A 15,529-nucleotide genomic window follows, 5' to 3' on the forward strand; every position below is an offset into this window, starting at 1 on the left:
GGGAGTTGGGGATTACGCATAATGCTTCTGTAAGGTGGCATTACTTTTTCTAGCCTAGGGCGATTCAGCTTTGCGCGATAAAGCAGGGAGTTTGTGGCTCACTGCGTCAATAGACCTCTAGTCTTATCCCCTTGCTCCCCACTGCACAACCCTGCTTTATCATCGCAAATCCTAGAATCCTTTGCTAGCTTTTTACATTTTTAGCATTTTCACTTTTTACATTTCTTGCTCCCCCCCTAAAATCCTTAAAAAACCCCACTAGCAACACCGCAAAGCGTAGCTTCTTTAGAAATCTTAGAATCGTTTTACTCTTAAACTAACTCCCACACTAGAATCCATTGCTGACTTTTTTACATTTTAGACTTTTATTAGATTTTAGACTTTTACACTTTTAGCGTTTATCCATCATTGCGAGCCGCTTTAGCGGCGCGGCAATTCATAAACAAAAACACCCCCTTAGAATCCACTTGCGTGGATTGTGGATCGCCACGCCACTGCTAGCGCAGTGTCTCACAATGACAGAGCAAGCAGGCTCTAGGGGTTACATTGGATCGCAATGACAGAAAGGGGGCTAGAATTCGCATTTGCCATAGCTGCCTTATAACAAATGCGCTAGAATACTTCTTTATAAGATTGCTAGAACAAAGAAGTAGGAGATTGTATGCGAGTATGTTTGGGGCTGTTGTGTGCTATTAGCGTATGCTTTGGTGTGAATGTGCTTGAAGATGATCCTAGGGATTTAGATAGTGTAGCCCTAGAATCTAAGGGGCAAATAGCCCCAGAGCAGCTCACCATCATCACCTACAAAAAGCCAGCGCAAACAATGCTTGATCTGCGCGCTTTTATTGGCTTTGACTCCTACCTTGATAACTTAGAGGGCGATAATGCGCTTTGGGCTACGCGCACGCTCTATGCTCTGCGCCTTAGCCCAGAGATAGGGCTTGGGATCAATCACAAGCACGCACTAATGTTTGGGGGCTTTGTGCTGCAAAATATGGGCGCGCGCACTTTCCCCACAAAGGCAAATATCACCGCTTACTATGCGTATAATAATGAAGGCTTTGGGAGCTTGGTGGGGATTTTCCCACGCACAAAGCTTAAGGGGAGCTATCCGCTTAGCTTTTTCCGCCCGGATTTTTTGTTTTTCCAGCCAAATGTCAATGGACTAGCACTTAATATCTACACAAAAGGCGTGCTGCTAGCTCTTAGGGGGGAGTTTGTATTTGATTGGTATGGGGGTAATTTAAGCAAGCGGTATGATGAGTTCTACGCCCTTGCGCACGCTGAAGTTGATATGCTTCGCTTTCTTTATCTGCGTGCAAATGGGCTTGTTTATCACATCAAAAATGAAGAGCTCCTTAGCGCAGATGGTAGCAAAAACCCAGCCAACCCACTCCTGCCAAACACACAGCTTTTAGACAAGATTTTGTATGAAGTGGCTTTTGGGGTGGATTTTGCGAAGTTTGTAAGCGTTGAGCACTTGCAAAAAGCAGATATTGCCATAGCTGCACTAGGAAGCCTAGAGCGCAAGAGACAGGCTAGCGGGCTTGGGGACTTCTATGTCGGCAGTGGGGGAGAGATAAGGGCAAGCTTGCAGTATAAGGGCTTTGGCATAGAGGAGAGCTACTACTTTGGCAAGCCGCAAATGCGGTATTTTGGGGAGTATGGAGAGAGCGTGTATAATGGGCTGCCCTTTTATCAAGCCTCATCGCTTAATCGCATAAATGCCTACTATGAGTATAGAAACGACTTTTTGCGTGTAAATGTCGGCTTTGCGTTTTATAACTTTGATAGGCAGTTCGCACTCTCGCAAATGCTTACTCTAACCCTTGATACACAAAAGGTCTTCAAGCGATTTAAGAGCTAGAATCTAGGCTTTTAGATTCTAGCTTAGATTGCTGCGCTGCCACTAGCGCGGCGGCTCGTAAGTGAGAGAAAACGGACATTGCTGGTAAAAGTGGATTCTGGAGTTAAGTTAATTTTGAAAATAAACGATTCTAAGAATTGCGGTGGGGCTGTGGGTGTTTTACACGATTTTTAGGGTAGGAGTTACCTAGATTGGTAATGACTGCCCTAAAAATCGTGTAATCAACCGCATTGCTCACCCAAAGCTGAATCGCTTGAAAAAGTAGATTCTAGGCTCTGGCGATAAATATTTAGCCCTGTGCTTGAAGGGCGGTGAGTGCCACTACCCCCACAATATCAAGCGCGCTGCACCCTCTTGATAGGTCATTGACAGGGGCTGCCATACCCTGTGAGATAGGTCCATACGCTTCAGCTTTAGCAAACCGCTGCACAAGCTTATAGCCGATATTGCCCGCATCAAGATCGGGGAAGACAAGCACATTTGCCTTGCCAGCGACATTTGAGCCCTTCGCCTTAGAAGCTCCCACACTTGGGACAATGGCTGCATCAAGCTGCAGCTCTCCATCAATGGCAATATCTGGGGCAAGCTCTTTGGCGATCTTTGTCGCTTCTACAACCTTGCTTACATCATCGTGCTTGGCACTGCCGTAGGTGGAGTGGCTAAGCATTGCGACATAAGGCGTGGCTTTGATGACAGATTGAAAGCTCTTCGCACTAGAGATTGCAATGTGGGCAAGCTCATTAGCCGTTGGATTCTGGCATAGCCCGCAATCAGAAAAGACTAGAATCCCATTTTCTCCATAAGTGCTATCAGGCATTACCATTACAAAAAAGCTTGATACAATCGCCGCATCTTTTGCTATGCCTACAATCTGCAATGCCGCGCGCAAGACATCAGAAGTCGCGTGGATCGCCCCTGCGACCATACCATCAGCCCGCCCAGACTTCACCAGAGCCGCACCGAAATACAACTTATCCCCGCGCAAAAGTTCGCGCGCTTTGGTGGCGTCCATTCCCTTGCGCCCTCGTAGCTCGACAAAAAGCGCGATAAACTCTTCTAGCAGGCTAGATTCTCTAGGGTTTATGAAAGTGGCTTTTTCAAGGTGGGCTAGTGCCTGCTCTTGTGCAATGTCTGCTAGCTTTAGCTCCCTAGCTTTTGCTAGGATCTCATCTCTCACGCCTAGTAAGATGATGTTTGCAAAGTCTTCTTTAAGCACCAAAATCGCCGCTTCTATTGTGCGCTCATCGCTTGTCTCTGGCAGGACTATGGTCTTTTTGCTCGCTTTTGCCTTTGCTTTGATTTCTTCTATAAAGCTCATTTTCTCTCCTTTGTGTAAGTGGATTCTCACTAATCTTAGGCAAAGTTGCTTAAAGCCACTTACATTTTCACGCGCAAATTTTCCTAAGCTTTTCTTATTGTAACTTAGAAGATGACTTTGTAGATGAGATCTTGGGACTCTTTTAGGTCTCTTTCTTCTTGTATCCCAAAGGGAATGGGCTGGATTCTAGCTCCCTTTGCGCTAAGTGCGCTTAAGATTGCTTGCATAGTGGGGCTATCGATGAAGTAGCCATCAAGGTAGAGTATATCGCCTTTGTGGAAGTGTCTTTGCTCTAGCTCTGGCACACTTATGCGTAAAAACTCCGCACTAGGCTTAAACCCATAGATCTCATACTGCCGCTGCTTTGTAGCCATTGCGGTGTGTAAATCGATGATATAGATTCTAGGTTTTGTGCTGGATTTATTGGACTCATTGCTAGAATCTAGTGTGATGAAGCGGAATTTTGCGCGTGTATTGTCCCCCACGCCAATGGGCTGCACTCTATGATCAAGCAGGCTTACACTAAGCATACACACAAGCAGCGCGATGAGAAAGCTAGCATTCTTGCCTGCTACTTTTCTAGCAAAAAGCACAATAGCTGTGGCGCAAAGTGCTAGCATAAAGGCATAGGTCGCATACACAGCGTATTTAGGGTAGTAAATGGGGCGCACAAAGCTAGCGATAAATGGTAGCAGCACGCCAAGAGCTATAACAATCGCGCAGAAGTTTAGGAAGCGATTTTTGAGCATAGGGGTGAGCAAAAACGCCACGATAAAGACAAATGCCCCGCTAGAGCTGCCAAAGGCTTGGGGGAGAAACTGCAGCAGCCCATTAAGCGAAGGAGCTGGAATCCAAGTGTTAAAGCTTGTATCGCTTAATGCTTGTGAAAAAGCCGTGATAGCAAAAAACGGCACTAAAGAGCTAGCGATAAGCATATCTAGCAGCAGTAGTGCTACAAGCCTTTTGCGCTTTTGATCTCTGCTAAGCTCTGTGGCTTGCCATAGCAAAATGGCACTTGCGATAAAGCCAGCTAGGATCATCACCGCGCCAAAGTAATGTGTGTTGCACACCATAGCCCCGAGTAGCACATAGCCTAGCGTGTTTGAGAGTCTGGGGTTTTTAAGAAAATGCAGCAAAAAGTAAAACACAAATGGCAGCAGTGCTAGCTCTAGCACATAGCCGCGCACTTCGTGTGCTGCGCCGATGGCGACAAAAGATATAGCATAGAAAAACGCCCCTAGAGTGGGTATGAGTAATTTTTTGGTGGATTCGGCTTTGATTGGTTTGGGCGTTGGCTTTTCTAAAGAAACTGTGCTTCGCTTGTTTTGGGCTAAAAATGGCGATTGCTGCGGCGAGTCTGCAGTTACGCACGCCCAAGTGCGCGCCTTTGACTCGCCTTGCAAAGCCCCATTTTTATCTCCAAAATCCTGCCGCCTAGCTGCGTTTGGAGAAAACACATTTTGAGCGTTGTTATCAAAAATCCTAGAATCCTTGGCTAGCTCGTTTGGGATTGTTGCATTTGTAGAATCCAATTTTCTGTCATTGCGAGATTTTGCGCTAGCAAAATCGTGGCAATCCATAGAATCCACCACCCTTGCCCTAGAATCCGCGTTTGTGCTATGGATCGCCACGCCGCTTTGCTCACCCAAAGCCGAATCCCCAAAGCGTAGAAGTAAGTAGATCCCAACCACTCCCATCGCCCCAATCACCACCCCCAAGCTCCTAGCAGCCCCACTTGTGTAGCCAAAGCAGTGTAGCCATAGCTTTAGCAAGAAGTTGTAAAAGGGCGGATTCCCCGGGTCTTTAAACACGCTTGCAAAGTCTCCATCAGGATAGCCTACAACGCCCACAGAGTAGAGCTCATCACCCCATAAGCTAAAGCTATCATAGTGATAGAGTCGCAAGATTAAGGCAAGTGCGAGAAGCAAAGCTAGCGCGATAAGCTCTTTATACTTTGCTGTTAGATTCTGGCGTTTGGGCTTTAGCGCGATGAATACCCAAGCACACATAAGCCATATAAACAAAAATTGCGGCGAGAGAAAGTAGTAGAGAAATCCAAGATAAATGGAGTCAAACACTGTAGAGCCATAGAGGTTTAGGATCTCGCTAGAGGGGTGGAGCTTGTAGCTGGATAGATCTAGGGTGAGTGTTTGGCTGGATTCTAGAGCTTGAGCTTTTTGCCTAGAATCCACTTGCGCGGATTTGTGGATCGCCACGCCGCTTGGCGCGGCTCGCGATGACGATGGAGTGGCAGTGCTAGAATCCAAGATTCTAGGAATTGCGGTGGTGCTAATTGGGCTTTGCTGAAGCGAGGATTCTAGTTCAAGCTGCTCGCGGCAGGATTTTTGAGATAAAAATGGGGCTTTGCAAGGTGAGACAAGGGAGTTACCTTGAGCGGTAATGACCGCAGGCTCATCGCAGCAATCGCCATTTTTAGCCAAAAAGCTAACGCGCTCAAGCCCCAAGACCGAATCTCTAGGGATATAGAAGCTCTCACTCCCCATAGTAAGAGCAACAAACTCTACATTCTCCATATCACTTGCATTTGCACTAAGCTTTAGGCTCGTAAGTGGCGCGGTGATAGCGTTTCTCGCTAGGGCGCAGATATGTGAGCTAGAATCTAGCTCGTTAGATTCTAGTGCGCTAGGATTTGCAATGGTGTAGAATCTAAAAGGCTCTTGCATTTTGTCGTAATCTAGCGCGATTTTATTAGTGCTAGCACTAAGCGCGTAGGCTTCACAAGGGCTGGTAGTAGCGATTGCGATATGTGTCGGGGCAAAGGCATTTGGCACATTGGCATAAGCTTTAGTATAGATTGGCTTAAGCACGATCGCAGCAATAGCTATGACTAGAGAGATGACAAAGTAAGCTTGTAGTGTTAGTCGCATTGAGACTCCTTATAGATGAGAAATTTGGCAAAGAGAAAGTTGCTAATAAATGCGCAGATAATGCCAAGGGCTTGGAAGCACATAAGCATGCCACGCCTAAGCGCGCTAGAATCTAGCTCCACAAATATAGGCATAAGCAGCTCTAGGCAGGGGTTTAGCAGGAGCTTTTGGCACAGAGCTAGGACTAGGAGATTGATACAAAACCCAAAGAGATTCGCCCCCACATAGCTTAGATATGCGCGCCATTTTAGGCTATGCTTGAAGGTAAAAATAGTGTTTAGCACATAGTTTTGGCTAACTGCTAGGGCAAAGCACAAGCAGGCATTGAGCAAATACCACACATTGAAAAAATCAAGCACGAAAAAGCACACAAGATTGCTCAAAGCCCCAAGTGCGCCGACAAAGCCAAAGGAGATAAGCTCTCTCACTTGCACACCTTTTTGTGGGTGGCTTTGATGGCTTGCAAGCGTAGAAATGGCGTGCGCCATAGGGCTTCTAGCACGATTGTTTTGCTCATTTTGGACTTGCCAGCTATGCGATCTTCAAAGATTATGGGCAGCTCAAGGAGTCTTAGCCCAGCTTTGTAGGCGCGGTATTTCATCTCGATTTGGAAGCAGTAGCCGCTAGATTTTATGCTGTGCAGATCGATCGCGCTCAAAGCGCGTGCGGAGTAGGCATTAAAGCCTCCGGTAAAGTCCATAACCCTAGCCCCAAGCCAGAGTCTTGCATACAAAGAGCCAAAGCGCGAGAGAATCTTGCGTGAAAGCCCCCAGCCCACAACGCCGCCGCCAATAATATTGCGCGAGTTGATCACCACTTCAAAATGGGGGAGATTAGCTAGAGTCTGGGCTAGGTAGCGGGGGTGGTGGGAGAAGTCGGCATCCATTTGGATAAAGTGCGAGAAGCCGCTTTTCAGTCCCCATAAAAAGCCATCGATATACGCGCTTGCTAGCCCTAGCTTGCCCGCGCGCTTTAGGACATGGAGATTAGGGTAGGAGCGGGAGAGTGAAGCTAGGATCTCTTGTGTGCCATCAGTGGAGTTGTCATCGATGATAAGGATATGGATTTTGGGAAAAAGGGAGAAAATCTCGCGCAAAAGGGGTGCGATGTTTTTGGCTTCGTTATAAGTGGGGATACAGATGAGTGGTTTGGTTTCTTTGGAGGATTCGGCTTTCGGGCTAGAATCGTGGATTTCTGCTCGCGTGCTGCGGTTACATACGCCAAGTATGCGCCCTTGCGCGCGCTTGAAAAACCCCGATTCTAGCTCCAAAATCCTAGAATCCTGTAAGCTGTTTTCATAAACGCGATTTCTTGCGTTTTCTCTTTTTTTGAGCTGCCGCCTAGCTGCGTTTTGGGAAAACACATTTTGAGCTTGGCTTTCAAAAATCTTAGAATCGCTGGGCGTTTGGGTTTGTGTAGTTTCATCGTCATTGTTTGCTGCCGCCTGCGGCTTGCTTAGATTTGTGGCGGTGCTAGAATCCACTTTCTTGCTAGTGGTGTTATTTCTGTCATTGCGAGCCGCTACGCTAGTGGCGGCGCGGCAATCTATACTAGATTCTAGTGTGGCATTCTCATAGTGGGATTTTGCTAAAGAAAATTGCTGTGCTTGGCTCTCTTTTTCTAGGATTGTGGAGCTAGAATCGGGGCTTTGCGCTTTTGATTCCACTTGCTCGCGGTGGGATTTGTGTTTTTGGCTATCGATATAGGATTCTAAGATTTTTGAGCTAAAAACGGCGTTTTTCAAGCCGCGCAAGGAAGATAAGACTTGGGGTCTATCGACGAAGCGCGACGATGAAATCGCTGTTTTTAGCCAAAAAGCTGAATCCCTACAAGATTCTTGCCCCCCCCCCTAAGCGTTTAAAGTAAAAAACCATATCAAGTCCTTTAAAAGCGGTGATTATACTATATATTTATCACTCTAGCACTTCAAAGCGCACGCTAGAGTGCTCGCCGCCTTGCGTGATGACATAGAGCGTGTTTGTGCCAATTTTGGGCGAGATTTTTAGCCGTCCAATGTGGCTTGTGCCGATAAACTCGCTGTTGAGAAAAAAGTAGGCTAGCTCTTTGCTACGCACTAGTGCCACAATGCCATCATCGCTATGAGATAGGCGCGAGAAGCGCAGATCTTGGGTGGGGTAGATGATGATAGAGCTATCTTTGTCTAGCTGCTCTTTGGTGCGCAAGGGCTTGGCGTAATAAGGCATAGTAGCGAGCCTAGCATTTTTCTCCAAAGTGCGATAGCCATCGCTATCGATACGCACTTGGCGGAATCTAGGCGTGCTGCTCCACTTGCCCACTTGTCTCCACTCCTTAAACTCGCGCGCATTATTGCCACCTAAAAGCTCAAAAATATCAAACATAGCCACCCCAGCGATTTCTCTGCCTGTGAGATTGGTGCTAGATTTTGCGTTGAAGTTCCCGCCCCACACTGCTACGACAAACTCATCGCTCACCCCAATCGCCCAGCTATCGACATTGCCATAGCTTGTGCCACTCTTCCACGCCACTTTATGCGCAAAAACAGAGCTTCTAGTATTTATGGGGAGATTGAGCAGAGCTTCTAGGGTTAGATACGCGCTTGCTTGGGAGATACCGGCTCTAGCTGATGTATGGATATACTCTTGTGTGAGATCTTTTGGGGGGCTTTTTTGTGCTTGTGTGGGCTTTTTTGTGCCTTGCTCTAAAAGATTTGGCGCGATAAACTCCCCGCCGCGTCTTAGCCCTAGGTAGAGTGTAGCAAGCTGGTAGAGACTAAGCTCCTTTGTCCCAAGTATTAGAGAAAGCCCATATTTGGCATAATCGCGGTCGCTAAAGGGTGCATTTTCGCGCAAAAAGTAGAAAAACTCCTGCACGCCATACTCCTGCAGCAGTGCCACAAAGGGTGCATTAAGTGAGTTGCGCAATGCCCATAGCGCACTTGCTTGCCCATAGAATTGGCGTGAATTGTTGTGGGGATTGAAATTGCCGTAGAATTGATTGGTATCTTTGAGCTTGGTTTGAGGGATTATCAGCCCAGAGTCTAGGGCTAGTGCGTAGAGAAATGGCTTAAGCGTTGAGCCGACATTGCGCTTTGCTTGCACGCCATCAACTTGCCCAAGCTGCGCTAGATCATAAAAATCCTGCGAGCCGACATAGCCTAAGACATCGCCGCTTTTTGCTTCTATCACAAGGCAGGAGAGATTTGCCACGCCTTTATCTTGTGTGATTTGGGCGTAGTCTTTGAGCATAGATTCTAGGTGTAGCTGGAGCGGCTTGCTAAGCGTGGTGCGCAAGACTCTTTTGCCTAAGTGCTTGGCTAGGTGGCGCGTTAAGTGCGGGGCTATGGAGTTTGCCCGCTCTAAAGTGGGGGCTGGCTCTAGTAGAGCTAGCTTGTAGTCCATCTCGCTAATGAGTCTAGAATCTAACGCTCTTTTTAGCAGCATATCGCGCTTTTGTAGGAGCTTTTGCGGATTGGTGAAAAGCAGGTTGGGCGTGTTTGGCAGCACAGCGAGCAAGGCGGCTTGGGCTGGGGTTAGGCTCTCTAGCTGGCGGTGGAAGTAGAGCAGGGCGGCACTCTTTATGCCCACAATATTGCTGCCATAGGGAGTATTATCAAGATAGAGGCGCAAGATTTCTTGCTTGCTTGTGCTAGATTCTAGGCGCAGGGCTTGGAGGGTCTGGGTGAATTTGTTCCACAAGGTGCGCTTATCTCTGCTGCCAAGCTTTGCCACTTGCATAGTGATAGTGCTAGCCCCGTGGCGTTTCTGGCGGGTGAGATTGACCCAAATCGTGCGAGCAAGTGCTAGCAAATCTACCCCATAGTGCTCATAAAACCGCTTATCTTCATAGAGTATGACAAGGCTTTGCACAAGCTCTGGCAGCGGGGTTTTGTCCGTATTGATGCTGACTTTGAAATTATCTTGCTCATTGACAAAAAAGCTTAGCAGCTCATCATCTCTATCAAAGCTTACTAAGGATTCTTGTTCAAAGGTAAGCCTGCTTGTATCACTAAGCACCCACAATAAGCCCACAAAAGCCGCACAAAGCCCCACCACACTCCATAATCTTAAGCGTTTTGTAGGGATATTTTGGGGCTTTGGCATAGCAGCACCTTGGGGCATAAATGGTAAAAACAGGCGATATATATATATATATATTACTTGCTATAATACACGCCTTAAGCCAAAAGTAGCCTAAACACTAGCAAACTTCAAGCAACACATCTTAAGGAGACACAATGCCAGAATCTAGCTCAACCCCTAGCCAAACAAACTTAGAGTCCAACACCATAGCAAGCATTCTCGCGCGCAAAAAGCCGCTGATCATAGCTCTAGCTTGCGTGCTTGTAGCCCTTGGGCTATTTGCTATCTTTGCTTCTAAAAGCCCCACGCAAGCCAAAGAAGCCCTGCAGGTGCGCTTTGGTCTTCCTACCTTTATGGTGCAAGATTCTAGCGTAGAGATTACCCTGCCAATTTTCACAAGCACCGCTATGCAAGCTCACGCGCTAGCGGAGCAAATCTTCATAGATTCCGCTCCTATATCGCCTTCACAGCTCACAGAGCAAAGCCCGCACGAGTGGGAGCTGCGCTTTAGCGCGCCCAAAGAGTCTAAAGAGTATAAAATCCAAGTGGCAAAGGACTTTAGCAAAGCAATCACTTTAGATTCTAGTAGCAAGAGTGCCAAAGTGCTTGGCATACAAGCATATAGCAGGCAAAAGACGCTAGAAATCTACCTTGACAAAGACTTGCACCTAGATTCACAAAAGGCGCGAAGTAGTGTAAAAGTGCTAGATTCTGCTAGTAGAGATGTGATTGATAAAGTGCTGGTGCAAGGCAGCAGGCTTATCATCACCGGGGAGTTTAAGCCAAATGCCACTTATACTATCGCATATACCCACCCAATCGATGAGAAAGACATAAGCATAAGCTTCCCAGCCCTCCAGCCGGAGCTGAAGTTTGCCCAAGCAGGCACGATGATGAGCCGCGATGGTGATGTGAAAATCGGTGTGCTTAGCACAGGAGTGAGAAAAAGCACGCTTAGTATCTATAAAATCCCTGATGAAAACCTAGCCAATGCCCTGCAGTATTCGTCTGGGTATGACTCTTTTGGTGATAAGATCTTTGAGCAAGAAATTAGCTTTGACCTTAGTAAAGATCAAACTCAAAGCGTGCTTGATCTAAGAGAGCTCCTAAAGCAAGATACACAAAAAGGCGCGTATGTGCTAGCTTTTAGGACAAAAAGCAGCGATCTTGTGTATCCAAATAAAGAGGGCGATGATGAATGGGATGAATGGGCGGGAGATGATGAGTGGGTAGCATACTCCCAAAGCCCTAGCAAGCTGCTTATCATCTCAAATATCGCTTTAATCGCTGAGCAAGATGGAGAGAAGATCAATGCCTATGCCTTTGACTCTAGCTCTAGCGAGCCGCTCTCTAGTGTCAAGCTCTCTTTGTTTTCAAGCACGCATCGCTTGATAGATTCTGCCACGAGCGATTCTAAAGGCTTTGCCACACTTAGCACCTACAAATCAAGCGCACTAGGGGGCAAGATCATAAAAGATAAAGACAATGAGCCTTCAAAAGACTATGCCCTGCGTCCAGCCTATATCATCGCAGAATCTAATAATGATAAATCCTATATCCCCCTGCGCTATGATGGACGCTTTTATGATGGTGTGGATACAAGCGGTGCGCAGAGCAGGAAGCGCAAGGTTTTCACCTACACAGATAGGGGGCTGGCAAATCCCGGAGAGTCTATCCAGCTTAATGCCCTAGTGCGCGATGAGCGGATACAAGATGCGCCCATTTTGCTTACTATAATCAACCCGCGCGGACAAAAGGTGCTAAAAGATAAGCCTATAAAGCCCATAGGCTATGGACTTTATAGCTATGTGTTTGACACTGATGCTACTACCCTAACCGGCGGCTATCGCGCGATTTGGAGTATAGGGAGTGAGAGCTTTAGCAGGAATTTCCAAGTCGAGCACATCACGCCCAATAAAATCCGCGTAGATATTGATGCGCCAAAGAGTCTCACAAAGGACAAGGACAGCCTAGCCTTTTACCTAGAGAGCAGCTACCTTACAGGCGCGAAGTCTGCAGGGCTAGCCTATCGGGTCAATCTCCAAGCCACGCCACTGCAATACAAATCAAAAGCCTACTCAAGCTTTGACTTCACACTGCCAAACACACAATCTGGCTATGACAAAAATCTGCAAGGCACTTTAGATGAGAGTGGCAGAGCAAGCTTCTCACTCCCACTTAGTGATCTTGCTAGCTCACAGAATCTACGGCTAGGGATTAAGGCGCAAGTGTTTGAAGCCACCGGACACCCTGTGATAAACGGCACGGCGGTGGAATATTTTGGCTCTGGTAGTGTGATAGGTGTGGGGCAGATCCCGCACTATGTGGATCTAAGCCAGCCTTTATCGCTGCCTATAGTCGTGCTAGATCCGCTAAAAGACACCCCCATAGCCAATAGAGCAATCCGCTATAAAATCTACCGCAACAATCGCTACTGGTGGTTTGACTATGATGTGCAAGAGCGATTTAATGCCAAAATCAAAAGCGATATAAACACCACACTCATTAAAGAAGGCAGCATTACTTCTGCTGCTAAGCCTATCGCGCTAGAAGAAGATCTACGCTCTTTGGTAGAAGACTATGACTCTGTGTTTATCGAGCTAGATGATGGAGTAAGTGCGCCTAAGGTCGTGTGGCTTGTGGCAGATATGTATGGCGATGCCGCCATTAAGGCAAATCCTATGCAGCTGCCCATAGAGCTTGATAAGTCGCATTATGATATAGGGGAGAGTGCGCAGATACGCTTCAATGCCAAAGGCTTTAACTACGCGCTTATCACGCTAAGTCAGGGGGATTTGATCTTTAGCAGCGAGCTTGTAGCAATCAATACGCCAAGCACCACGCCTAAGATGAGCTATACGATCCCCATCATCGCCAAATACGCTCCTAATGTCGATGTGAGCGTAACTCTTGTGGCAAAAGATGCGCCCTCTAGTGGGCTAGAATCTAGCGCGGATAAAAAGCGTGCTGCCATTAAGCGAAGCTTTGGGGTGATCACTATCCCTGTGCAAGACCCTAGCCTTAAGCTTGCTCCAGTGATCAATGCACCAGAATCTATCAAGCCCGGCTCAAAGCTACATATAGAGATCGCCAATCCTAACAAGCGCAAAATGGCTTACACGCTTGCAATCGTTGATGAGGGGATCTTAAATATCATCAACTTCCGCACGCCAGATCCTATGAAGCTCTACACCAAGATTAACTACGGCATTATGCATTATGATAATTTTGATGAGTTTATGGAGCGACTCTTTGGCATAGTGCATCAAAGTGTGCTAATCGGCGGCGATGAAGAGGCTCTAACCCAAGCTGCTAACTTTAGCAAAAAGCGCAGAGAAAATCTCATCTACTTCACAAGTGGGCTAAGTGATGATAGCGGCAAAGCAAGCATAGAATACCAGCTGCCAAACTATGTAGGCAGCGCGCGCATAATGCTTGTAGCAAGTGAGCAGGGCAGTGTAGGCAGCGCAGAATCTAGCGTCCAAATCGCCCAAGCTGCCAATCTCTACTCCAATATCCCTGATGAAATTAAGCTCAATGACACCATTATCGCGCCTGTTGAGGTGATCGCCCAAGATGGCGTGGCACTAAAGAGTGTAGAGATAGAATCTAGCGGCGAAGTTGCAATCAAAAAGCTAGAATCTAGTATGAACGACAAGCGCACGCGCTTTATGCAATACCTTGCCATAAGCCCTAAAAAGCTAGGAGAAGCAGAAGTTACAATCACAAGCAAAGTGCAAGTAGATTCTAGCGACCCAAGCAAGATAAGCCAGAAGCAAATCACCCAAAGCAACCGCTATATCCTACACACCACCACACCTACTCCAGCCCAGACACAAGAAGAGCTTTTTTCCTTACAGGCAAAAGAGCGCAAGGAGTTTAAGCCAAGCACAGTATATGTGCCAGAATCTCTTACACGCAAGCTTACCATCTCGCCTACGCTGCTTTTCTCATATCAAGATAAGGTCGAGTATCTACTCTCATATATTTATGGCTGCATTGAGCAAAGTGTCTCTGCGACTATGCCGCTACTGCTTGGCTTTGATGGCACGCGATTTGAGAGTGAAGAAAGCAGAAAAGCTAAGGTGCAAAAGTCCATAAACCGCATTGTCAAATTCCAGCATAGTAGTGGGGGCTTTGGGTATTGGATCGATTCTAAAGAGGACAATGCCTTTGGCAGTGATTATGCCGCGCTTTTCCTTACTATCGCAAAAGCTAAGGGCTATGAAGTGCCAGAATCTAGCCTAAAATCCTACGCGCACTATGCTTCAAGGCGCGTGCAAGCACCAAGCGAGCTCGATCCGCTTAAGACTTTGCCGCTCTTTGTCCTAGCACTAGCTGGCACGCCAAATATTGCTGCGATGAATCAAGTCTATACGCAAAGCTTTGCACAGCTCTCAATGCGAGAGAAGCTAGCTTTGGCTGCTAGCTATAAGCTTAGTGGGCTAGATAGCATTAGCAAAGAGATCCGCGCCAAGCTCCCAGCCAACTTGCTTGAAGCAAGCCACTATCGTAAAAATGTCGATGACTTTGATCGCGTGTTTGGCGGCTATTATTACTATGGAAGTGCGCTAAGCAATCAGGCTTTAAGCGCGTATTTCTTATCTATCATTGATGAGAAGCCGCATTTAGCCCTGCTAAACTCCCTTGCTAAATCTCTCCAAGATGAGCGGTGGCTTGGCACGCAGGATATTGCTACAAGCTTGCTTGCTCTAAGCACGCTAGATTCTAGCGACTCTAAGGCGGTGCGCTTTATCCTAAATGGCAAGGAGCATAGTATCACCAAGCCTACAACCTTCAAGCTAGGAGATGGCACAGAGAGCTTGCAAGCCCTAGATACACTCTATGTCTCTTTGGCAAGCACGGGCGTGCCTAGTGCTAGCCCGCTTGCACTCCCAGCTAGCTCGCAGAATCTAGCTCTGCAAAGGGAGTTTTTCAAAATTGATGATAATGGCGTGCGCGTAAGTATTGACCCTGCTACGCTTAAAAAGGGCGATGAGTTTTACATCGCACTAAAGCTTAGCAACCTTGGCGCAAAGCCCGTGCGCAACCTAGCTCTCACGCAAATTATCCCATCTGGCTGGGAGATCCAAAACACGCGCATTACTAATGATGATGAGCAAGGCTCACAAGCTAACCCTGATCGTGCCTTTATGCAGGCGAACAACCGCGCAAGCTATGTGGATATAGGGCGCGATAGGGTGTCGTTTTTCTTCGATGAGTGGCTAGATTTTGGCTCTGGTGCGACCACCTACAACACGCACCAAGTCTTTATCAAATGCACCGCCACGCTTGCTGGGGAGTATATTTTATCTCAGGCTTTGGCAGAAGCTATGTATGATGGCGAGTTTTTCGCCAAGACAAGCGCGCTTGCCGTGCGCGTAGAGTGAGCGGG

7 protein-coding genes are annotated in these 15,529 nt (G+C 47.2%); 2 read left to right on the top strand and 5 right to left on the bottom strand.

From position 1 onward, the window contains the following. The first annotated feature begins 661 nt into the window (after positions 1–661). Positions 662–1,867: a hypothetical protein gene (locus tag F4V45_RS05955; RefSeq protein WP_150337493.1), complete on the top strand. Its 1,206-nt coding sequence runs from the start codon at positions 662–664 to the stop codon at positions 1,865–1,867. A gap of 289 nt (positions 1,868–2,156) precedes the next feature. Here the strand turns inward: F4V45_RS05955 and pta are convergent, their stop codons facing one another. The 5 genes from pta to pbpC form a co-directional block, all read right to left on the bottom strand. Beyond that, on the bottom strand, positions 2,157–3,185 hold the full coding sequence (pta, locus tag F4V45_RS05960) for a phosphate acetyltransferase (RefSeq protein WP_150337494.1): 1,029 nt from the start codon (positions 3,183–3,185) through the stop codon (positions 2,157–2,159). Positions 3,186–3,289: 104 nt separating this feature from the next. Next, positions 3,290–6,073: a glycosyltransferase family protein gene (locus F4V45_RS05965; RefSeq protein ID WP_150337495.1), complete on the bottom strand. Its 2,784-nt coding sequence runs from the start codon at positions 6,071–6,073 to the stop codon at positions 3,290–3,292. Continuing rightward, the gene (locus F4V45_RS05970; RefSeq protein ID WP_170235193.1) at positions 6,064–6,501 is read right to left on the bottom strand and encodes a GtrA family protein; all 438 of its coding nucleotides are present in this window, start codon (positions 6,499–6,501) and stop codon (positions 6,064–6,066) included. The genes F4V45_RS05965 and F4V45_RS05970 overlap by 10 nt, the downstream gene beginning before the upstream one ends. Then, the gene (locus F4V45_RS09605; RefSeq protein WP_211362729.1) at positions 6,498–7,826 is read right to left on the bottom strand and encodes a polyprenol monophosphomannose synthase; all 1,329 of its coding nucleotides are present in this window, start codon (positions 7,824–7,826) and stop codon (positions 6,498–6,500) included. Before F4V45_RS09605 ends, F4V45_RS05970 begins: the two co-directional genes overlap by 4 nt. 160 nt (positions 7,827–7,986) lie before the next feature. Continuing rightward, entirely contained in the window at positions 7,987–10,155 is a 2,169-nt protein-coding gene (gene pbpC / locus F4V45_RS05980; RefSeq protein ID WP_170235194.1) for a penicillin-binding protein 1C, read from the bottom strand. A 134-nt stretch (positions 10,156–10,289) separates the two neighbouring features. Between pbpC and F4V45_RS05985 the strand changes: the two genes are divergently transcribed. Next, on the top strand, positions 10,290–15,524 hold the full coding sequence (locus F4V45_RS05985; protein WP_150337498.1) for an alpha-2-macroglobulin family protein: 5,235 nt from the start codon (positions 10,290–10,292) through the stop codon (positions 15,522–15,524). The last annotated feature ends 5 nt before the right edge of the window (positions 15,525–15,529 follow it).

It is taken from the genome of Helicobacter canis (assembly GCF_008693005.1).
In the GTDB taxonomy this organism is placed as follows: Bacteria; Campylobacterota; Campylobacteria; order Campylobacterales; family Helicobacteraceae; genus Helicobacter_B; species Helicobacter_B canis.

Excerpts from the sequence above, each read along its gene's own strand:
- F4V45_RS05965 (WP_150337495.1), bottom strand. The coding sequence starts at position 6,073 with ATGCGACTAACACTACAAGCTTACTTTGTCATCTCTCTAGTCATAGCT.
- pta (WP_150337494.1), bottom strand. The coding sequence starts at position 3,185 with ATGAGCTTTATAGAAGAAATCAAAGCAAAGGCAAAAGCGAGCAAAAAG.
- F4V45_RS05955 (WP_150337493.1), top strand. The coding sequence starts at position 662 with ATGCGAGTATGTTTGGGGCTGTTGTGTGCTATTAGCGTATGCTTTGGT.
- pbpC (WP_170235194.1), bottom strand. The coding sequence starts at position 10,155 with ATGCCAAAGCCCCAAAATATCCCTACAAAACGCTTAAGATTATGGAGT.
- F4V45_RS05985 (WP_150337498.1), top strand. The coding sequence starts at position 10,290 with ATGCCAGAATCTAGCTCAACCCCTAGCCAAACAAACTTAGAGTCCAAC.